Annotated in this window: 15 protein-coding genes; 4 read left to right on the top strand and 11 right to left on the bottom strand. The window is 42.3% G+C overall.

Annotation, left to right across the window (positions count from 1 at the left end):
- Nucleotides 1–10 precede the first annotated feature (10 nt).
- From FLL45_RS14610 to glyA, 4 genes are all read right to left on the bottom strand, one after another.
- Nucleotides 11–664, bottom strand: a complete 654-nt coding sequence (locus FLL45_RS14610; RefSeq protein ID WP_142942793.1) for a riboflavin synthase — start codon at nt 662–664, stop codon at nt 11–13.
- Nucleotides 665–723: 59 nt separating this feature from the next.
- Entirely contained in the window at nt 724–1,881 is a 1,158-nt protein-coding gene (gene ribD, locus FLL45_RS14605) for a bifunctional diaminohydroxyphosphoribosylaminopyrimidine deaminase/5-amino-6-(5-phosphoribosylamino)uracil reductase RibD (RefSeq protein ID WP_246075833.1), read from the bottom strand.
- Nucleotides 1,882–1,890: 9 nt separating this feature from the next.
- Nucleotides 1,891–2,346, bottom strand: a complete 456-nt coding sequence (gene nrdR, locus FLL45_RS14600; RefSeq protein WP_142942792.1) for a transcriptional regulator NrdR — start codon at nt 2,344–2,346, stop codon at nt 1,891–1,893.
- Between the two features lie 187 nt (nt 2,347–2,533).
- Nucleotides 2,534–3,787: a serine hydroxymethyltransferase gene (gene glyA / locus FLL45_RS14595; RefSeq protein ID WP_142942791.1), complete on the bottom strand. Its 1,254-nt coding sequence runs from the start codon at nt 3,785–3,787 to the stop codon at nt 2,534–2,536.
- 260 nt (nt 3,788–4,047) lie between these two features.
- Between glyA and FLL45_RS14590 the strand changes: the two genes are divergently transcribed.
- A complete protein-coding gene (locus tag FLL45_RS14590) occupies nt 4,048–5,586 on the top strand; it encodes an ABC transporter substrate-binding protein (protein WP_142942790.1) in 1,539 nt (512 codons plus the stop codon).
- On the top strand, nt 5,583–8,777 hold the full coding sequence (locus FLL45_RS14585) for an EAL domain-containing protein (protein ID WP_142942789.1): 3,195 nt from the start codon (nt 5,583–5,585) through the stop codon (nt 8,775–8,777). Before FLL45_RS14590 ends, FLL45_RS14585 begins: the two co-directional genes overlap by 4 nt.
- Before the next feature lie 43 nt (nt 8,778–8,820).
- Here the strand turns inward: FLL45_RS14585 and FLL45_RS14580 are convergent, their stop codons facing one another.
- Nucleotides 8,821–9,432 (bottom strand): transglycosylase SLT domain-containing protein, encoded by a 612-nt coding sequence (locus FLL45_RS14580; RefSeq protein WP_142942788.1) that lies wholly within the window; start codon nt 9,430–9,432, stop codon nt 8,821–8,823.
- A gap of 63 nt (nt 9,433–9,495) precedes the next feature.
- Between FLL45_RS14580 and murI the strand changes: the two genes are divergently transcribed.
- Nucleotides 9,496–10,344, top strand: coding sequence for a glutamate racemase (gene murI, locus FLL45_RS14575; RefSeq protein WP_142942787.1), 849 nt, complete (start codon nt 9,496–9,498; stop codon nt 10,342–10,344).
- Here the strand turns inward: murI and FLL45_RS14570 are convergent.
- Complete coding sequence (locus FLL45_RS14570; protein WP_142942786.1) at nt 10,334–11,101, bottom strand: heparan-alpha-glucosaminide N-acetyltransferase; 768 nt, start codon at nt 11,099–11,101, stop codon at nt 10,334–10,336. The two genes, murI and FLL45_RS14570, sit on opposite strands and share 11 nt — an antisense overlap.
- 73 nt (nt 11,102–11,174) lie before the next feature.
- Nucleotides 11,175–12,839, bottom strand: a complete 1,665-nt coding sequence (gene ettA, locus FLL45_RS14565) for an energy-dependent translational throttle protein EttA (protein ID WP_142942785.1) — start codon at nt 12,837–12,839, stop codon at nt 11,175–11,177.
- A 252-nt stretch (nt 12,840–13,091) separates the two neighbouring features.
- On the opposite strand from ettA, the gene FLL45_RS14560 reads away from it, so the two are divergent.
- Entirely contained in the window at nt 13,092–14,693 is a 1,602-nt protein-coding gene (locus FLL45_RS14560) for a peptidylprolyl isomerase (protein WP_185964475.1), read from the top strand.
- A gap of 296 nt (nt 14,694–14,989) precedes the next feature.
- Here the strand turns inward: FLL45_RS14560 and FLL45_RS14555 are convergent, their stop codons facing one another.
- The 4 genes from FLL45_RS14555 to FLL45_RS14540 form a co-directional block, all read right to left on the bottom strand.
- Nucleotides 14,990–17,743, bottom strand: coding sequence for a M16 family metallopeptidase (locus tag FLL45_RS14555; protein ID WP_142942783.1), 2,754 nt, complete (start codon nt 17,741–17,743; stop codon nt 14,990–14,992).
- Nucleotides 17,744–17,863: 120 nt separating this feature from the next.
- On the bottom strand, nt 17,864–19,012 hold the full coding sequence (locus FLL45_RS14550; RefSeq protein ID WP_210247195.1) for a DUF819 family protein: 1,149 nt from the start codon (nt 19,010–19,012) through the stop codon (nt 17,864–17,866).
- A gap of 19 nt (nt 19,013–19,031) precedes the next feature.
- The gene (locus FLL45_RS14545; RefSeq protein ID WP_142942782.1) at nt 19,032–20,075 is read right to left on the bottom strand and encodes a M14 family metallopeptidase; all 1,044 of its coding nucleotides are present in this window, start codon (nt 20,073–20,075) and stop codon (nt 19,032–19,034) included.
- On the bottom strand, nt 20,054–21,529 hold the full coding sequence (locus FLL45_RS14540; RefSeq protein WP_142942781.1) for a glutamate-cysteine ligase family protein: 1,476 nt from the start codon (nt 21,527–21,529) through the stop codon (nt 20,054–20,056). The genes FLL45_RS14545 and FLL45_RS14540 overlap by 22 nt, the downstream gene beginning before the upstream one ends.
- Between the last annotated feature and the right edge of the window lie 4 nt (nt 21,530–21,533).

Below are 21,533 nucleotides of genomic sequence, written 5' to 3'. Positions count from 1 at the left end.
TGAATCCTTTTTATTTTACAAAACCACTTTCGGCCAGTAACTGGTATGTAACATTGCTATTCACATCTTGGGTTTGTCCTTGTAACAACCTTTCCAAATAACGAGCCAGTAAATCAACTTCTAGATTAACTTTAACGCCGGGTTGCCACTCTTTCGCATTGGTTTCTTGGAGCGTGTGAGGGACCAAGTTTAACATGAAAGTTTCACCATCAATTTCATTAACGGTTAACGAGATTCCATCGACAGTGATTGAACCTTTTTTCGCAATGTATTTCGCGAGTTCCTGTGGCGCTTTGATCTGATACTGAATACTTCGCGACTCAGTTTTGACTGAAACCACCTCCCCAATACCATCAACATGACCACTGACTAAGTGTCCTCCAAGGCGGGTTGTTGGGGTCAAAGCTTTTTCCAAATTACATGATGCCCCTACAGCGATATCACCTAATGAGGTTAATTTAAGCGACTCACCTGAAACATCTGCAGTGTATGAGTGGTCGTCAAATGCAATGGCTGTCAAGCAAACACCATTGCAAGCAATACTGTCCCCCAAAGCGACGTCGGACATATCCAGCTTGCCAACATTAATTTTGAATCGCTTATCGCCTGATTTTGATTCTATCGATTCGATTGTACCAACCGATTCTATAATTCCAGTGAACATATTTTTTTATCTCGCCTCTGACTTGTCACTGACGCTCATTTTGTGAGTGTCGTGTTGAGTTAATCACCTTTTACCTGATAGGTCATACGGATATCATTGCCGACTTTACGCAAATCAGTCAGTTCCAGATCCACGATATCTTGCATACAGTCTAAATCAAGTGAGACAAGCCCCATCGCGGTGCTTCCCATCAGCTTAGGCGCCATATAGACAACTAATTCGTCAATAAGCCCAGCTTTTAAAAATGAGCCCGCTAGTGTGTGGCCAGCTTCAAGCAGAACGCTATTACACCCGACCTTGACCATTTCTTCCAATAAAGCGGGAAGAGCGTCTGTCGCAGACCAATTAACAATATGGTCATCGAGCGCGCTATCAATGGGGCGCCTTGTGACCCAAAAAACTTGGGTGTCGGCATTAAACACTTTTTCTTGGCCTGACGCTTTTTGGTTGGGATCAAGCAACACTCTTTTGGGCTGCTGGAAACCATTTTTGTTAGCTTCAGTAAACCAAGGGTCATCGTCCTCCATGGTGTCAGCAGCCCGGACGGTTAAGCTTGGATTATCTGCTATCACGGTTCCAATTCCGGTAATTATAGCATCTTGGCGAGCGCGCAGCTTTTGAACATCCGCACGCGCAGCAGGCCCTGTTATCCATTTACTTTTTCCATTGGCTAGTGCCGTTCGGCCATCGAGACTCATTGCTAACTTACAAATCACCCATGGTCGATTGCGCTGCATTCGGGATATAAACCCTTTATTGATTAGTTTTGCGGACGCTTCAAGTAAACCAACTTTTACTTCAATTCCTGCATCTCTTAAAATATCGAACCCTTTACCGGATACTCGCGGGTTAGGATCGCCCATTGCAGCGATAACTTGTTTAATACCCGCATCCACTAGCGCATTTGCACAAGGTCCAGTTTTCCCCATGTGGGCACAGGGCTCGAGAGTCACATAACAAGTCGCTCCTCGCGCCTTGTCACCAGCTTGTTTGAGTGCATTAATTTCCGCATGAGCTTGACCAAATTGCTGATGCCAGCCTTCACCGACAATCACGCCATCGTTAACAATGACGCAACCCACGCAAGGATTCGGTCTTGCGGTGTAAACGCCTTTTCGCGCCAACTGCAATGCCAGCGACATCATACGATGCTCGTCTGCTGTCCAGGTTGCTGTTGACTTGTTGGGTTGGTTCATAACTTGATGATGCAGTTGCACAAAGCTTGCTTAATCTTTCGATTCTAAGCGCTCAATTTCTTCTCGAAATTCACTAACGTCTTTAAAGCGACGATAAACCGATGCGAAACGAACAAAGGCGACTTGGTCGAGCTTTTTCAATGCATCCATGACCATCTCTCCGATAATTTGGGCGGATACCTCTCGTTCACCCAAACCACGAATCTGTGATTGAATTTTTAGAATGGATTTTTCCACATCTTCGACCGACACAGGACGCTTTTCAACCGCTCTCATGATCCCCGATTTCAGTTTTTGGTCATCAAAAGGTTGTCGGGTTCCATCGCCTTTAATGACCCTTGGCATCAGTAATTCGGCCCCTTCAAAGGTCGTAAAGCGTTCGCCACACTCTTGGCACTCGCGTCGGCGACGAACTTGATCGCCCTCAGCAACAAGTCGAGAATCGATTACTTTTGTATCGTGAAAAGAACAAAATGGGCAACGCATGGTGGCTCCAAATTCATAGTTAACTCATTCTTGCTCGCTATTAATCAACACTAAAGACCTAACTTGTGCCTAATAACTGATAAAAGTAACCGAACTACCAGTAATCCATAACAACTCGCAAGACAGAAACAACAAAGCCATTCCAACTGAACGTCGGAATGGCTTGCAAGTATACCAGCAAAAGTCGTTATTTGCCGTACACTGGAAATTTAGCCGTCAACGCTAACACTTTTTCTTTGGTGTCAGCAATAACTTGTTGGTTAGTAATATCGTCTAAAATGTCACAGATCCAACCGGCTAATTCAGTGCACTCCGCTTCTTTAAGTCCGCGAGTGGTGATAGCTGGCGTGCCCATTCTTAAACCTGATGTTACAAATGGTGAACGAGGCTCATTAGGTACCGTATTTTTGTTGACCGTGATGAATGCTTCGCCAAGTGCAGCTTCAGCATCTTTGCCAGTGATATCCTTATCGATTAAATCGATTAAAAATAGATGGTTGTCTGTTCCGCCTGAGACGATTTTATAGCCTCGCTCTTGAATTGTTGCGACCATTGCTTTTGAGTTGGCGAGAACTTGTTTTTGCATCGCTTTAAATTCATCGCTTAGGGCTTCTTTGAATGCCACCGCCTTGCCGGCGATAACATGCATCAATGGACCACCTTGTCCACCTGGGAATACTGCCGAGTTAAATTTCTTTTGGAGCGCTTCATTCTCTCGAGCAAGAATGATCCCGCCGCGAGGTCCTGCCAAAGTTTTGTGAGTGGTCGAGGTAACTACGTCTGCATGAGGGACCGGATTTGGGTAAAGTCCGGCTGCGACCAATCCAGCAACATGGGCCATATCTACTAGGAAATAGGCGCCAATTTTATCTGCAATTTCTCGGAATTTAGACCAATCAACCGTGCGCGAATAAGCCGAAAAGCCAGCCAGAATCATTTTTGGTTTATGCTCTAATGCGAGTGCTTCAACTTGGGCGTAATCAATGTAGCCATTCTCATCCAAACCATACTGAACTGATTTATAGATTTTACCGGAAAAGTTAACAGGCGAACCGTGAGTCAAATGACCGCCTTCATTCAAACTCATCCCCAACACGGTGTCGCCAGGCTCTAAAAGAGCAAGGTAAACCGCCGAGTTTGCTTGCGAGCCCGAGTGAGGCTGGACGTTTGCATAGTCCGCACCAAACAATTCTTTAACTCGCTCAATCGCTAAATCTTCAGCGATATCAACGTACTCACATCCACCATAATAGCGTTTATGTGGATAACCTTCAGCGTACTTGTTGGTGAGAACAGATCCCTGGGCCTCCATCACTCGAGCACTTGTATAGTTTTCAGATGCGATAAGTTCGATATGCTCTTCTTGACGCTTTTTTTCAGCTTCAATGGATTGCCATAAATCTGGGTCAAATTCTGCAATAGTTTGTTGGTTGTCTAACATGTCAATTCCCGCCAGTAATTACTCGAGGAGGAGCGAATCTTTTTGAGATACGCCTGAGGTCAAAAATTGCGCGTATTGTATAGTAAAAGACTGACCCTGTCGCCAATTTCATGAGCCTTTAAACAGAACGATTTGATCTAATTATCGACAATGCCATCTTCTGCTAATTAAAGCCAAAAACCGGCCCTTTTTCCGCTCGACTGGATAATTCGAAATCTTGCGCTAGACTTATACAAAGCGCGCTAAATCAATAAGTTAACATGAAGTATCCCAATTGGAAGGGGATCGTGCTAGGACTCCTCCTTGGACTCAGCGGTCACCTTGATGCCAGTGAATTAAAAATAGCCTATTTTGCTCAAGATCCGCCGAGTATCGTACCTTTATCGCCAGCATTTGATCCGGACTCTTACACCGTAATTGCGCAAATTTTCGATGGTCTGGTTTATCTAGATTTGAACGGCCATTTTCAGCCTGGCTTAGCAACCAGCTGGCAACCGCTTACTGATACGCGCTGGGTATTTAGGCTTCGCCGTGGCGTCAAATTTCATAATGGTGAGGACTTCAATGCGCAGGCCGTTAAATTCACTTTCGATTACATCTTAAACCCAGAAAATCAGGCTGGTAACAATTGGATTTTTAGCAGCCTAGAATCTGTCGAAACGGTGCCTCAAGATCCTTATGTAGTGATTTTTAATACCAAATTTCCTGATGGTCTTTTCTTGAATCGACTCAATCTTTTTTCTTCGATATGTCCGCCTAAATATATCCAAGAGCATGGCATCGAACATTTTCAACAATATCCAGTCGGTACGGGACCTTATCAATTTGAGAGCTGGCTGAGTAATCAGAGCATACGCCTTAAAAAGAACCCAAATTACTGGCAAAAAGGCTTGCCGCATATTGATTATCTCAATTATGTTATTGTCAAAACCAACGACTGGCTGGCAGGATTTGAAGATGGAACCTTAGATTTTATCCCAAATCTGAGTGGCAACAATACCGGGAAGTTAATGCGTCAATCGGTCAATCAAGCACGGATCATTAAAAGACCCGTCTTGGCAAGTTATTTTGTTTTACTCAAAAACCAAGGGGCGCTTGCCAGTCTGGATGTGCGAAAAGCACTCAACCATGCAATCAATAAAGATGACATTATTCGTTTCGCTGATTTTGGTAACGCGCTACCCATGTCATCAATTGGTAAGTCCGGAGAATTCGGGGCAAACCCGCAACTCACTCCCTATGAGTATTCTCCGAGGAAAGCGAGAACACTCTTAAAAAATAGTGGAGTGACTCTGCCAATAAAACTCAAAGCACTGGTCGCAGATACCGCAGTGCCAGCGGCAAAAATTATTCAACAGAACCTAAAAGTGATCGGCGTCGATTTGACACTTGAAATCGTGAGCCGCACCGAATGGTCTAACCGAGTCGTCATCCACAAGATAAAAACCGGGCAACGCCCTGATTATGACATGGTGATCAATTTCGTCGACAACCCAATGTTTAATCTCGCTTTTCACGCTGGGCTTTTTCTCGAGTCGGGCAGCCCATGGTCGCTTTTGGATTCTCCAGAATTCGATAAGCGCTTTACCTATGCCCTACAAGTTGTCGATCTAAGTGAACATGAAAAACGACTACAAGCCTTGGACAAATATGTTCATGATAACGCGCTTCTTTTGTTTACGACCCAAAAAATCATTACAGCGGCAGTCCGTAAAAAGTTTGATATTACTGAGTACAATACTACTGGCCACCTTAATTACGAAGTACTCACCAGAGCAAAGGTGGTTGAGTCAGAATGAGCCGTATTTTCAGGAGCTTATTTGCTAAGCTTCATTTTAAATTTTTAGTCCGAAGTATTTTTGTATTGACACTCGGCGTAGCAACCTTTGAAACTGCGAGCTTTTATCAAATGTCAAAAATGCTCCGCGAGCTGACAGTGCAAAATGTCCGCGTATCAGTTGAACAAGCAAGCAATCAAATTGAGAATGAATTGTCTCAGTTAAGTAGCGACGTTGAAATTATTGGCAGTTTACCCGCACTAGAATCATACTACCTCAATTTAAAATATGGACTTGATAGAGAAGCCGAAGAATATTTAAATTCAGTGATTACTTTTTTTAATAATCAATCAGTTCGTAATCCTGCTTATATCGGTTTAAAAATCTGTGATTTAAACGGCGGCTTATTAGCCTCTCAGTATATCTCAAACGAGGTCACGAATGATACGCTCAAGACAGTGTGTCAACTAGCCGATCACGAGAATAACTTTCTGTACCCAAGTCAAAGATTTATTGAAGCTTCCGAGAATTCGAGTCGACCACTCTTTATCTATAGTCAAGTTATCCGGCGCGCCCAAGAGCAATTGGGTATAATTGAAGTGTTTTATGATTTAACTGACTACTTTAAACATGTCGATAATACCAATATTAATAATTCTGGATACTTAGCGGTGGTTGACCTTGGAAGTAAACCACTATCGACCAATCAACCCAATCGCGTCGCAGAGATCAATGCACTTAAGCTGAGCCAATTTAAGACTGAAAATAATTTTACATCGCTCACACTTCAACCAAACAAGGATATTATCCTCTATAAAAATAGGCTTAAATCAATCGACTGGCGAATCATTGGCGTGATCGATGAGTCAGAAGTATTTGCCCCGCTATTCCGCCAAGCTAAGTTTGCAATCTGGTTGATTATTGCGATGATTGTTACCGAGGTTTTGTTTCTTAGCTTTTTCACCAAGAGATTAATAACGACTCGTATTAACTCCTTGCTTGAGGCAACGAAAAATATCCTCAGTGGTAACTATGACCTAAGAGTGTCGGAACATAGTAACGATGAGATTAGCGAATTAAGTCAAAGCTTTAATCAAATGACTAATTCACTCCAAGAAAAAATTAGTCAGCTGGAAATTGAGCGACACAACCTTGATGAAAGTCGTCAACAGCTAAAGAACATCTTGGATAATTCTTCAGCCATTGTAAACATTAAAAACACAACTGGTGAATACCGCCTCGTAAACAATGCTTTTCTAGATTTTTTTCAGTTAAGCGAAAGTGAAATTATAGGGAAAACGGATTTTCAATTGCTTGATACTCAGCTTGCCCGAGAGTTTCAGAAAAACGATGAAATCGTCATTGAAAATAATAAGCCTATGAGCTTTGAAGAAGATGCTGTACACGCCGACGGTAATCAACATACATTCATTGCGGTTAAATTTCCCTTAAAAAATAAAGCGGGTAATATTTATGCCATCTGTAGTATTGCCACCGACATCACCGAACGGAAAGCAGAAGAAAAAGCCCTGCAAGAGCTTAATGCAAAATTGAGCTTAAGTGATGCGGTAATTGAAAATATTATTGAGGGGATAGTCATTACCGATCCAGATTTTAACATCATCGATATGAACCCTGCGTTTGAGCGTCTTTTCGGTTATAGCCGCGCAGAATTGCTCGGCAATAAACCATCAATCATTCGCTCAGACTATCACGATGAAAATTTCTTTGACGAGCTCTACTCCAGCCTACAAGAGAAGGGAAATTGGCACGGCGAGATTTGGGAGAAAACTAAAGATGGTTCGGTCGTTCCACAATTGCTAACGGTCACTAGTATTAAAGATAGCGAAGGTAAAGTTACCCACTATACGGGAATTTACGCAGATATTACTGATCTAAAAGAAACCGAAGCAGAGCTCCAAAAACTAGCTCACTTTGATTCATTAACCGGTCTACCTAATCGAGTTCTCCTGGAAGAACGAACTTCACAAGCAATACTGAGAGCGAAAAGAGGTAACTACAATGTCACCATGCTATTTATCGATTTAGATAATTTTAAATATATCAACGATACCTTAGGACACGATGTCGGTGACGAGCTATTGAAGAGCTTGGCAGAGCGCTTTAATCAACTATTGCGCAGTACAGATACGCTTGCCAGGCTGGGTGGCGATGAGTTTGTACTACTGCTCAGCCAAACCCATCATCCCGACGATGCCGGGGTTATTGCCAGTAAACTTAAAGCTGCAGCTAGTCAGCCTTTTAATATTAATGAACATGAACTTTACGTTTCGACCAGCATCGGTATTGCGGTATTTCCAGACGATGCACTTACCACTGGAGGGTTATTGAAGTGTGCAGATATGGCAATGTATGCAGCAAAAGAGTCGGGTAAAAATAATTTTCATTTTTTCTCAGAGAAACTCAACCATGCCGCAGTTGACCGTCTCCGGACCGAAAAAGCCTTACGAGCGGCAATAGAGGATGATGCATTAGAACTTTATTACCAACCTCAAATATCACCGAGAGACAATTCAACTATCAAAGTCGAAGCCTTGCTGCGATGGCGAAACCAGGGTGAGTTTGTTCCTCCTGACTTATTTGTACCGATTGCTGAAGAGAGCGGCTTAATCGTAGTACTTGGTGAGTGGATTGTTGAGCGAGCAATTAAAGATCTTAAAGTAATTAATCAAAATTGTGAGTCACCTATCGGACTTTCTATTAATTTATCAGCGAGACAGTTCAGGCACCATGACCTTGCTAAAACATTAGCCAGCATTGTTAACAAGGCAGGAATCGCCCCTTCACTGGTTGAATTTGAAATCACCGAAGGGCTGCTTGTCGATGATTTTAAGCTAGCTGAGAAAATACTATATGAAATTAGAGACTTTGGCTTTTCAATTGCACTTGATGATTTTGGCAAAGGCTACTCAAGCCTCAGCTACCTTAAATACTTCCCAATCGACACCCTAAAACTCGATAGAGTTTTTATGACAGACTTGACCAATGATCAACGTACCCAAGCCATCGTAGAGGCTTCAGTCAGTATGGGACAAGCGCTAGGAATGAAAGTTGTATGTGAAGGTGTGGAAACTAAATCCCAATTCGACTTCGTAAAAGCCATTGGTGATGTATCGATTCAGGGATACTACTGTTCCAGGGCACTTCCGGTCGAAGAGTTAATTCGTTTTATCACTAAAGCGGTTGCTTAATTTTATTCGACGCGACAAAGTCCTGATGAGTTCAAATAAAGAATCACCACCAGCTATCTACCTCGTCATTGAGATCGGCCTGACAAGATTTTAATTGTCGATTATAGGTCGCAGCTCTATTTTTTACTTTCGTCGCAACTTTCTTAAGCCATGGTTTTTTATTGTAGGTCTTTCGTTCATAACCACCTCGACCTTCGTGGTAGGCAAGATATTGACCATAGGTATCCCACTTAGAAAGCTTTAAGCGTTTTTGACTACCATCGGTATACCAGCCGATAAAATCTATCGCATCCTCAAAGTCATCTCGATCTGCACCGCTGTTACCAGTTTGGGTGGTATACTCTTCCCAGGCAGGATCTTGCGCTTGTGCATAGCCATAGGCTGAAGAAGAACGCGGTAACGGGATGACCCACAAGAACCAATCTCTTTCGGGTTGCGCATCATCGACGAAGCGCGACTCTTGATGCATGATAGCCATCATTACATAGATTGGCGTTCCCCATTTATGCTGTGCGTCCCTGGCTGCTTCATACCAATCAGTCTCCCCCCAAAAAATATCGCAAATATTGTTTGGATTACTTGGCCGATAAGTGGCGCAGCTGGTTAGGACGATAATTAGGCAGAATGCGGTAACAATCTTTAGCAGGTACTTCATAAATAAATCGGTCTTGTTAAATCTTCAATCATCATAACAAAGGATTAACCAAAGATTAAACAAATGATCTATAATCTCCAACGATTAATTAGGGCAAAAAAGTGTTTTGTTGAGGTCATTATTAGAAATCCAAGAGCTATAGGAATATTCGACTCGGGAGCCGGAGGGTTAAGCGTTTTAAAAGCGGTTAATCAGGTAATGCCATCAGAGAATATCATCTATGTTGCAGACACCCTCCATTCGCCTTATGGCACACGCTCGCAAGGCTTTATCGAATCTCGAGTCTTAGAAATTGCCGAGTTTTTGGTTAAGCAAAATGTCAAAGCGATTGTCGTTGCTTGTAATACTGCGACCGCTGCGGCCATTAATCATATTAGAAACCTTTACCCGATTCCAATTATTGGCTTAGAGCCAGCGATAAAGCCCGCGCTCGAGATGACCAAAGTAAAAACAATAGGCGTTTTAGCAACGCAAGCGACTCTTGAAAGCGAAAAATACCTCAACCTAAAATCCCAATTGCAAGGCGATAATCAAATAATCGAAAAAGCATCTAGCTACTTTGTTGAATTAGTTGAAGCCGCAAAATCGATTGATAAACAAGAAGAAGCACGGATTGCTGACGAGTTAGCTGGGTTCATTGGCCAAGTCGATTGCTTAGTCTTGGGGTGCACTCATTATCCATTTTTGACAACAACCATTCGCAAAATAGTCGGAGAGAAAGTCAAAATTTTCGAGAGCGCTCTACCGGTTGCTAACGAATTGGCGAGACGTATCAAGGACCAGCAAAATGCAAGCGGTTCTGGAGAAATCCAATATTATTCATCCGATCCAGAGTTGGCCAAAATTACTTTCAATAACTTGTTAGAGCAAGAGGTCGCTGTGTCTTTATTTGACGGCAATGCTAAGTCATAAAGAGATAGATAAACACAAAAAATATGGGTACGTGCGCCATGTACAAGGTCAAGCTATGACGACCAGTTAACGCCAGAGTTTGACTCACAAAGTCTTTCGCATGCCAGCTTTTAATCGGGGCTAATTGAGGTTTATGGACGACAAAATGACCAATAAAAATACCAATGAGAACTAATCCAAACCAGGGAAATAGAGGAACATAATCTAATGTCACTGGACCTCGAGTTACCATGCCTATCCACCACAGTCCAGCTTGATTGAAGATTGGGTTTGCATAATTAAATCCCAGCCAAATAATCACGGTACCAAGAATTAAGTTGACCCACACTAAGCGAACAAAAACCAATCCCAAAATACTTGCGACAAAGATAAACTGAAGAATTCCGAAAATGACAGTTCGAGAAGGAGCGATTATATAGGTAGTTAAACTTAATGCTAATCCATAAAAAAACAATTGTGCAAGTCTTCGATAGTAGCTCTTTCGCTTGAGACCGCGCTCCCAAGCGATTTTTAAACTCACGCCAACTAAGCTCAAAAACATCGTCACGATAACGATTCGAAAAGCAGCCCAATTAGCATTGTAAGAAAAATCTAAAAACGCTATTCGAAACTCTTTTAATAAAAAGCAGAAATGAAAGATCATCATTTGGACAACAGCAAGGCCACGTAAGACGTCGACAATCTCAAAGCGGTTTTTATTAGGTCTGCTAAAGTAATCTACAACAAACCTGACGAGTGGATTCTGTGTTTTTATCATTCGATTCAACTAAAAACGCCATTAGCTTACAATAATATCGAAAGCCAATGGCGACATTATTATATCTAGTTTATTAGCTTATTTTACGGTACTTAATTCTAGTCGGTGCATCCGCCTCAGCCCCTAAGCGACGTTTTCGATCGGCTTCGTAGTCGGCATAATTGCCCTCAAACCAAACCGTTTTGCTATCGCCCTCATACGCGAGAATGTGAGTAGCGACTCGGTCGAGGAACCAACGATCATGGGATATAACGACCGCGCATCCAGGAAATGCCAACAAAGCTTCCTCAAGGGCCCTGAGCGTCTCAACATCTAAATCATTTGTTGGTTCATCGAGTAATAGCAAATTTCCACCAGAACGTAATAATTTAGCGAGGTGGACTCGGTTGCGCTCTCCCCCCGACAAGTCTTTAATAAATTTTTGTTGATCACCACCTTTAAAATTAAATCGACCGACATATTGACGAGATGGGACTTGATAGTTGCCAACCGTAATAGTATCTGAGTCATCAGAAATTTCTTGCCACACGGTTTTGTTATCATCGAGACTATCGCGAGACTGATCAACATAAGCAATTTGTACGGTTTCACCAACTTTTAACTCGCCAGCATCAGGCGTTTCTAATCCCGTGAGCATCTTGAACAATGTTGATTTACCTGCACCGTTAGGACCAATAATGCCGACGATTCCGCCTTGCGGTAAGCGAAAATTCAAATCCTCGACTAAACATTTATCACCAAAACTCTTCTGAATGTGATCCGCTTCGATAACTTGACTACCGAGTCGAGGCCCTGGCGGAATATATAGTTCTTGGGTTTCATTACGCTTTTGAAACTCTTGCGAAGACAATTCTTCGAAACGATTCAAACGCGCTTTGCTTTTCGCGTGGCGGCCTTTTTGATTTGAGCGAACCCATTCCAGCTCTTCTTTCATCGATTTCATCCGCGCAGTTTCGCGCTTTTCTTCAATCTCAAGACGCTTCTCTTTTTGTTCCAGCCAGGAAGAATAATTCCCCTCCCATGGTATGCCCTCACCACGGTCAAGCTCGAGTATCCAACCGGCTACATTATCTAAGAAATAACGATCATGCGTTATTGCAACGACGGTTCCTTTAAAGTCCTGTAAAAAACGTTCCAACCAAGCGACTGATTCTGCATCTAGATGGTTAGTCGGTTCATCTAGCAACAACATATCTGGTTTGGACAGCAATAACTTACATAAAGCGACGCGGCGCTTTTCTCCGCCTGATAAATGCTTTACTTCGGCCTCCCAAGGCGGTAAACGCAGGGCTTCGGCAGCCTTTTCTAGCATTCTATCGACTTCCCAACCACCAACACTATCGATCTTATCTTGTAGCTCAGCTTGTTCTTTTAATAAAGCATCAAAATCAGCTTCCGGATCAGCAAATGCATTACTCACTTCCTCAAACCGGTTAAGGATATCCTTAATTTCCTTAATCCCTTCCTCGACGTTACCTCTAACATCCTTGGTTTCGTCGAGTTGAGGTTCCTGCGGTAAATAGCCGATTTTGGTACCTTTTAAGGGAATCGCTTCGCCTTCAATATCGGTATCAATTCCAGCCATGATGCGTAATAAAGTCGATTTACCCGCGCCATTCAAGCCGAGTACCCCAATCTTGGCACCAGGAAAAAAAGACAAAGAAATATTTTTTAATATGGTTTTTTGAGGTGGGACTATTTTGCTGACCCGATTCATGGAATAGATGTATTGTGCCATTTGAGTGCTCTACCTTTTACTCAGCAGTTTTTTAATTATTGAAAATAGGCGTTCTGTTGATAATTCTCAATTCAAGCTCGCCTGAAACCTTGTACCAAATTCTTAATTGTCAGACAATGGCTGCCAATTAATAATGAAATCTTGGATTAATAAATGCGTTGTTACCGTGTAATTTTTACCTGTTTTGTGGCCTGTAGCCTATTGATAACACCATTAAGCCGCGCTTCTGAATCAATAGAAGCTGATAAACCAATGATACATCAAATTTACGAGCTTGTTGACCAAAGAAACGCCGAATCGCTCGTCTTTGATCAAGCATTGCAAAGCCAGGATAAAATTATCCAAAAGACAGCGTTATTGGGGTTGGCGAGAATCGGGGGACAAATCGCTTTAGAAAAAATAACACCGATGCTAAATAACGATAGTTCAGAATTAAGAAAACTGGCAGCTCTCGGTGTTGGGCTGAGTCAACAAAAAAACGCAGCGGAGTTACTATGGCAACGCCTTGAAAAGGAGAAAGACCTCCAGGTTAAACATGAGCTATATCTCGGACTGGGCAATTTAGCGCCAGACAATCTAATCACCCGCATGCTTGCAAGGCTCGACAAAGAACAGCAACCCGAAACTATCTCCGCAATGTTTCAAGGGTTAGCGATTGCATTGGTATTTAATCGCGAACTTAAAGACGATTATCAAAAGATTGACTACGCTAAATTATTAGGCCTGTTTGCCAAAGGCGATACTTCACATGCAATGATCGGTTATTTCCTTAACCGAATTCCCGGAATCGAAAATTTTCTAACGGTTAATGACTTGTTAAACATTAGTCAACAAGAATTGAGCGATGAGGCCAAGGCCAACCTTGCTCGACTCACCGCCAAAATAACTCAAAAGGGCAACGAAAAAAATCGTGAAATTTTGGCTTGGTTATTAGAACAAAGTGAGTCATCGAATATCGCCGTTCAACAAGAAGCACTGCGAGCGATGCGTCATTTAACCAGCATCCCACAAGCACTTATTCAACTCGGTAAACACACTAAATCGACTAATCCAATAGTCGCTCACACAGCGCTCAGCACTCTGGCTAATTCAGAGTTAGCAAGCGAAGAGATGATCGCTTTGTTCAAAGGTCAACTTAAACATCAGAATGATGCGATGGTTGTTGAAGCGATCAGAGGTCTACTCAAACGACAAGAAAAAGATGAGATGAGCTGGGTCGTTCAATTGTTACGCCACCCAAGTAGTTATGTAAAGATCAGTTTGATTAGTCAACTCAACGCCAAGTCACAAGATGACTTCAAAAATACGATTAAATTTTTTACGACAGATCCCAATAAAGAAGTTGCTGCCTACGCTAAAAGAGTTGTAGACAAAGTTGCAACACCTAAAAACGTTCAGGCTATTTCTCCGTCTTTTTCAGAGGTATCAAAAACAACTAATCAAATAGTCACGTTGAAAACAACTGTTGGTAAAATAAAAATTCAATTGTTGGAATCAGCACCATATACCGCGTGGCACTTTATGCGTAATGCGCGAGAAGGCACCTTCAATAACGCCTATTTTAGTCGGGTAATTGGTAATTTTGTAGCCCAAGGAGGAGACTCAATCGGCGATTTAAGTGGCGCCAGCAACCAAACGATTAGAGAAGAAATTAGTTTCTTAAATCATGAGCCAATGACAGTTGGTATGGCTACGTCAGGCAAAGATACCGGTACTTCCCAGTTTTTTATCAATACAGGACGTAACTTTCATTTAGATCGCAACTACACCGTTTTTGGAAAAGTCATCGAAGGCCAAAAGGCTGTTATCCAAATGACAAATGGCGCTAAGATACTCAGCATCGAGACAAATTGATCGGGCATTCTAACATTAGCCCATTCATATATTGGCTAGTCGTTAGCTGATTTATTTTAAAATTTCCTTATTTGAGATTTTATAATGGGGCATAATTTTTAGATGTAAGCCTGTGGTATCAAGATGAACTTGCCTTTTAGCGTTTATTTTCGAAGCATTGTTAAACCAATGTGCTTTTCGGGTGTTCAAATACTCGGGTGATCAACTACTCGGCTGTTCAATCATTAAGCTATCTACCATTTAAGCTCTGGTAGATAGCTGTGCAATCAAATCATTAAACGGTCAATAATTGCCGATTATTCGACAACTTCACCATCAGCGTTCATCAATACAATTTCGCCTAACTCCAGCGCTTTTATTTTAGATTCAATTTTCGCTCGATCACCAACAACAACCCAAATCAGCTTCTCAGGACTTAACACAGACTTTGTTACATCCGCGATTTGTGCTTGATTAACTTGGCGAACATTTTTGGCGTACTGATCCCAATAGTCAGGAGAGTAATTAAAGCGCACCATTTCTGCCAAAGATTCTTCTACTGCGCCGTTTGTTTCCCAGCGACCAGCAAGTGTCAGAGTTTGAGCGTCTTTTGCGCGAGCAATCTCTTCATCGGTTGGAGGGGATTCACCGCCAATTTGTGTGAATTCTTTGTAGATTTCTTGCATTGCTTCGCTCGTCTTATCACTTTGAACCGGAGCATACGCAATATAAGGACGCTGCCCATTAGCATCCATTAAGATTGTGCGTGCACCATAAGCCCAACCTTTATCCTCTCTCAAGTTCATATTAAGTCGAGAGTTGAAACCGCCACCCAAGACTTCATCCATTACCGTAAAAGCAAACTCCTTTTGATTACTTTTAGGCGGTGCGATATGTCCGGCAAAGATTATCGATTGCGCCGACTCAGGGCGATCAATTAGGTAGACTTTCGATTTATCTTGATGCGCTACCTGACTAATATTGATTTGTCGAGTGACGCCGACTTCCCAATCATCAAAAGAGTCCTCAAGGTTTCTTTTTAATTCCGCCATTGAGATGTTACCAACAACAACGAGTGTCGCATTATTCGGTCTAAACCAAGTACTATGAAATTTCTTTAAATCATCCGTCGTCATGGATTTAACCGTGGACTCAAAGCCCGACCCAGTCATTGGTAGACCGTAAGCGTGGTTCTTGCCGTATATTAGCGACGGGAATACTCGTAAAGCCATACTCACTGGACGAGCTTTTTCTTGTTTAATTGTTGCTAAGCGCTGGGCTTGTAGGCGTGTAAATTCATCTTCAGGAAAAGAGGGGTTCATTATTACATCAGCAAAAATATCCAGTGATGCTTCAAAATTTTCCGTCAAAGTTGACATAGAGACGGTGGACACATCTAAGTTGGAAGAAACATTGAGCTCGGTTCCAAGCATTTGAAGCTCTCTACTGATTCCCAGAGCGCTCCGACTATCAGTGCCCTCATCCATCATATCAATCGTCATACTCGCCGTGCCTGGCGCGGCCAATTGATCTGCCGCATAACCGGCCTCTATCATCATACGCATGTTAATAACCGGTACTGAATCTCTTTGGGCAAGAATCACTCTCAGTCCATTACTTAGAGACTCTGTCTCATACTGTGCAAACCGCGTTGTAGGCGACTCAGAAGGAACAGGTATCTTGCTACGATCAACCTTATTTTCCGAAACTTTACCTTCATCAAAAGGATGAACTTCCAAGATAAACTGACCGGCTTTCATCCATTCGTTGGCGACGTTAGTCAGCGACTTGATATTCGCAGCATTCCAACGTGCGAGCGTCGTTTTATAAAAATCAGGTTGTCCCATGTATACCTGGTTAAAGGCTAAAGTATCTGACTTACCGCCGAAACCACCGATACGTTCATTACCCCGAATAAACGCGGCTCGACGTTCTGTAACAACACGCTTGATTTCTTCGCGAGTTGGACCTTTGCTGAGAAACCTTGAGACTTCATTATCAATTGATTTTTCAATTTCTGACAAATCTTTACCCGGCAATGCTGTCACTTGGATACCAAATATTCCCGAGATTTCTAAAGGAAAAGCAAAAGCGGCAACATCTGAAGCAACTTGCTCATCATAAACCAGACGCTTGTATAGTCGAGAGTTTTTCCCCTCAGATAAAATACCTGCAACTAAATCTAGTTCTGTCGACTCAAGACTGCCTATCGAAGGCATTTTCCATAACTTATAAATCCTTGATTGAGGGACGCGATCTTGCATTGTTAATCGCACATCCTCTTCAAGCTTAGCTATCCATTGGTCACTTTTAACTAGCGGTGGTCCAGAAGGGATGTGTCCAAAAAAGTGTTCAACTCTTTGCTTAACCGCTTCAGGCTCAACATCACCCGCGATGACCAAAGTCGCGTTCGCTGCACCGTAATAAGTTTTAAACCAATCATAAACATCTTCTAGACTCGCCGCATTGAGATCCTCCATTGAGCCAATCACTGAGTGTGCATATGGGTGGCCTTTAGGAAACATATTCTCAAATATTGTGGTTACGACCTTGCCATAAGGTTGATTTTCACCTTGGCGTTTTTCGTTTTGCACAACACCTCGCTGTTCATCTAGTTTCGCTTGATCGATTGCACCGAGCAAATGCCCCATCCTGTCAGACTCCATCCACAGCGCCATATCGAGTGCATTTTTTGGAACGACTTGAAAATAGTTAGTGCGATCAAAATTGGTGGTACCATTCATTCCTGTTGCACCAACACGATCAAAGGGTTTGAAATAGTCGTCATTGTAATTTTCACTACCATTAAACATTAAATGTTCAAATAGGTGTGCAAACCCTGTCTTACCCACTTTCTCATTTTTCGAACCAACGTGATACCAAACATTGACCGCAACTATGGGCGCTTTTTTATCTTGATGTACGATCAGCGTTAAACCGTTATCAAGCTCATATTTAACAAATGGAATATCAACACCCACTTTTTGTTTTGCCGCGATTGGCGTAACAAAACAGCTTAAAATCAGTGCCAATAAGACTAGCTTACTTTTAAAGCTTGTTGTGACAAACATTGTTTTCTCCTTCTCCGATATTCCAATTTGCTCGACTTGCTTATTATTCTATTTGACGAATTTTATTTGAATAACCTATATAATTTTCTTAACGGGCTCTTATATTGTTTTTATTAAATTTTAAAGAAGCCCTACTACCATAAAGCCCAAATATGTTCCGGCAGCGTTACCAATAGTACCGATTAATATTGCTGGTACAATTAATTCTTTGCGACCAAATGTTTCAGCCAGCGCCATAGCGGTAGTCCCACCACCAATATTAGCTTGCGACGCAATCGCAATCATTTGCCAATCATTAACTAACAATTTACCGACAAAAATAACCACTAAACCATGTATTAAAACAACACAGGCTACAAAGAGTAACAATGTAAATCCGATTTCTTCTAAGTTATTGATAGCCGCAAATTCACAAAACGCACCGATGACGGCTAAAAATAAATACACTAAATATAGACCCAACAAGTGGCTGCCTGGTAGCTCATGAAAGTACTTGGTTTGCGCTAAGGCAAGACCAATAGTGGTGATGACTAAAATGGAAGGAATCACGGGCCAAAGGGACGATACATATTCGGACAACAGCAAAGCAACCAAAGCAGTTGGAATCAGTACCATTAAACTTGATAAGTTAGTGGTTTCTTGATGGGTTGTTTGATGCGACGCTGCTATCGATTTTTTATCGCTACCCGTTAATTTCTTACTAGGCCAAAATGGCTGCATTATTTTGGGAATGGCTAAGGTTATGAGTATCCATAAAGTGGTCATCACATTATCAGCCGCCACAGTACCGGCAAATAACACCCCAGATTCATTAACTTTATAATGTAAGGCAATTGCATTGAAATTGACACTACCGCCGGTGTAAGTACCCGCGATCATTCCCGCAATTGCTGGTGCTACCTCTCCCAAAACACTCTCAGGACTGATAATGAACATCGCAACGAAAACACCAATTACAGTAGCAACCGAACCCAAAGCAAATAGAATCAGCATGGGAATGCCGGCAGATTTAATCTTTTTTAAATTAACGCCTAAAGTTAAAAAAAAGATTGATATCGGGGCGATATAATGAAAGATGTGACCGTAAAGCGGTATACTATTTGATGCGCTCGGAATGACGCCAATATTGGCTAATAATGCTCCTAAGATAATCGCGATCAGTGCCGTGCCGAGCGGCTTGCCATAGCGCGTTAACGCTAGCTTCTCAGCCAGTAGAATAATCAGCCCCAATACTGCAGCAACAACCAAAGCAGAATGCATTGATTCCATAAATCGACCCTATTATTATTTATTGTTCTGCAGTAGCGTAAAACAAACAGTCGTTAGTTGCAATTTCGCAGGTTGTGGTTACCATGAAGAGTTGGAGCTTTTGGCCGGCAAAAAGACAGCCATTTTTTATTTCGATCACGCGATGAATTTGATCGTTACCTTGCTCATCAATGGCTTTTAAAGGAAGGGGTTGGGACTCATCATACCAGCCGAGGAACTCGCCTGCTGGTGTATACTGCTGGTTTAAAGTTTCAACATCTGCTCGCAAAGTAATGTCTGTTGTCGGTAACCGAGTATGCGAAAAACCTACCGATGCATCTTCAACTAACTCAACTCTTAATGGATGTCGATGAACTTCAACTCGGCCTGCATGATGGTCGAAAATATATTCTCTCGTGAAATATTCATGTAATCCATCGGTCGCTACTTGGTGAGAAAAAATTTCATTCGCACCACCGCATTCAATAGTCGCAATCGGCGCGCTAAAGTCGAGTTCCATGAGCGCACCAACATGCAGCCCGGTTAAAATCAGCTTTTGTGAAAATAAAGAAACCAGATCAAGTACATTATCACTCTCGCTCAACGCCACTCCAAATGCTGGACTGGCTCCTGAAGTATTGTGCAAATCAATAACCGCTTCGGGTTTGACCTCTGCAACGGCCTGTTTAATCTGTCTCGCTCTGTTGGCTACCTCTGATTGGTCACTATCGGGTGCATCAAAAAAACGGTTTAGGTCTTCATTGGTATTTAAATAACGATTGGTAAAAATGGGCTTGGTGCGCGCCGCCTCTGGATTACAAATTAATACTCTCACGTTAGTGGCTGGTACCGACTGGCTTCTTAACCATAGGTGACACGCGATAAAACCAGAAGGTTCGTTGCCATGAATTAATGTTGTAACAACCCGAGTCCGACTAGTGTCCTTTCCTTTGAGATCAAAAATGGTTAATCCCGTTAGTTGCCGTAAAAACCCTAACGCCGTCGGCTCAATTTGCGAGCGAAAACTATCATCATAGTAAGTTATTTCTGGATTGAGTACCTTCATTTCCAACAACGTTCCCATTCGCTAACCGGTTGTCCTCCCATTTGATTGACAAAGTATCGATCAAGCATTTGTGCGCAGGCTTGGTGATTGTCCATGGATTTTCTCAAATGTCGCAAGGTTTGTTTCTTCCAATGTGCGCCGTTAATACCAGTCGCTAATCGTCGCTGAATAATATTTAAGAATTTATCTCGCTCAGCTCTCTCTACATTGATTTTGGCTAGACCATCATTGGCAATTTGAAGCATGTCGTCTATCACATTTTTCAAAGGTAACTCTTGTGGTTTATTTTGATATTTTTGTGGCCATAATATCGTCGCATCTAATCCTTTCTTAGCGGCACGATAAAAATTATATTCTGCAAAGCGAAATGGAATACGCGCCATGTATTCGTCGACTCTGTCAGCAAGCCCCATTGCCATACCGATCGAAAAGGCAGCATTTGCAGCCATATCTAATGCCGTTGGTCCAGCTGGTAAGGCTCTAAACTCCATTCTCACATGACCATTACCTTGATTTGAATAAACAGCGCGATTCCATGGCCAAGTAGTCCCCATGTGCAAGTTTAATTCTGCCAGTTCGGGAACTTCCAAAGCGGGATCGGTATCGTATAATTCCGGAAAAATTGGCTGATAAAGATTGACCGTTTCCGAAAATAATTCCCAGGCACTTTTTCGCACCCAACCATGACCAAACGTGACTCTTGAGGGTTGTCGCCATCCGGAGGCATCCGGAATACGGTTGTCGATTGACTGTTTAAATAGCACCACCCGAGTCTCATCCCAGAGACAATTACCCAATAAAATTCCGGAGTTTGCACTCACTCCAAGAGCCATCGGTAAGGTGAGTTGAGCAGCGTTAAATACATTGGCAAACTCATCTGGCTTGGTCATTAAATGAACTTGAAATGAAGTGTTGGCACCTTCAACGCAAACTTCCGAAGAGAAAAAATCGACCGACTCTTCGCCTTCAATTTTAATATGGAAAGGTTCTCCCCGTTGTTTAAGCAATTCGCGACCTAATACTCGATAGCGACCGATATCAGTCATGTATTTATTCGACAAATGTTTTTCTTGTAAGGTGGGTAAAATACCTACCGCTAGCGGGCGTGTATTAATTTGCTCTGCGGTCGACCAAAGATAGTTGAATTTTGTTAGCATCTCCTTAGTGAGATTGCTGAAAGGTTTACCTGCGGCTTTAACCGGTGAAAGGTTTATTTCAAGATTAAATTTATTTAATTCTGTTTGAAACTGCGAATCATTGAGCATGTCTAACAATTGAACATTGACAGGACTGACATCGCTCTTGTCGTCCATTAAGTAGACTTCCAGCTCTGCGCCTATACAAGGTTCATCGGTTCCAAAACCTGGCCTTGCTATGACTTCCTTGAGCAAGTCGACCTGATCATGAATTCTTTTATTGAACTGTTCGTAATCGCTAGCAGAATATTCACGCTCGGTTATATCACGCCCCATAATA

Source organism: Aliikangiella marina, from assembly GCF_007004765.1.
Lineage (GTDB): Bacteria > Pseudomonadota > Gammaproteobacteria > Enterobacterales > Kangiellaceae > Aliikangiella > Aliikangiella marina.
The sequence above is the reverse complement of the archived record's forward strand: the minus strand, read 5'-3'. Positions and strand labels throughout refer to the sequence as shown.

Coding starts and splice junctions, on each gene's coding strand:
- FLL45_RS14610 (WP_142942793.1), bottom strand. CDS start 664: ATGTTCACTGGAATTATAGAATCGGTTGGTACAATCGAATCGATAGAA.
- nrdR (WP_142942792.1), bottom strand. CDS start 2,346: ATGCGTTGCCCATTTTGTTCTTTTCACGATACAAAAGTAATCGATTCT.
- glyA (WP_142942791.1), bottom strand. CDS start 3,787: ATGTTAGACAACCAACAAACTATTGCAGAATTTGACCCAGATTTATGG.
- FLL45_RS14590 (WP_142942790.1), top strand. CDS start 4,048: ATGAAGTATCCCAATTGGAAGGGGATCGTGCTAGGACTCCTCCTTGGA.
- FLL45_RS14585 (WP_142942789.1), top strand. CDS start 5,583: ATGAGCCGTATTTTCAGGAGCTTATTTGCTAAGCTTCATTTTAAATTT.
- FLL45_RS14580 (WP_142942788.1), bottom strand. CDS start 9,432: ATGAAGTACCTGCTAAAGATTGTTACCGCATTCTGCCTAATTATCGTC.
- murI (WP_142942787.1), top strand. CDS start 9,496: ATGATCTATAATCTCCAACGATTAATTAGGGCAAAAAAGTGTTTTGTT.
- FLL45_RS14570 (WP_142942786.1), bottom strand. CDS start 11,101: ATGATAAAAACACAGAATCCACTCGTCAGGTTTGTTGTAGATTACTTT.
- ettA (WP_142942785.1), bottom strand. CDS start 12,839: ATGGCACAATACATCTATTCCATGAATCGGGTCAGCAAAATAGTCCCA.
- FLL45_RS14560 (WP_185964475.1), top strand. CDS start 13,092: ATGATACATCAAATTTACGAGCTTGTTGACCAAAGAAACGCCGAATCG.
- FLL45_RS14555 (WP_142942783.1), bottom strand. CDS start 17,743: ATGTTTGTCACAACAAGCTTTAAAAGTAAGCTAGTCTTATTGGCACTG.
- FLL45_RS14550 (WP_210247195.1), bottom strand. CDS start 19,012: ATGGAATCAATGCATTCTGCTTTGGTTGTTGCTGCAGTATTGGGGCTG.
- FLL45_RS14545 (WP_142942782.1), bottom strand. CDS start 20,075: ATGGGAACGTTGTTGGAAATGAAGGTACTCAATCCAGAAATAACTTAC.
- FLL45_RS14540 (WP_142942781.1), bottom strand. CDS start 21,529: ATGGGGCGTGATATAACCGAGCGTGAATATTCTGCTAGCGATTACGAA.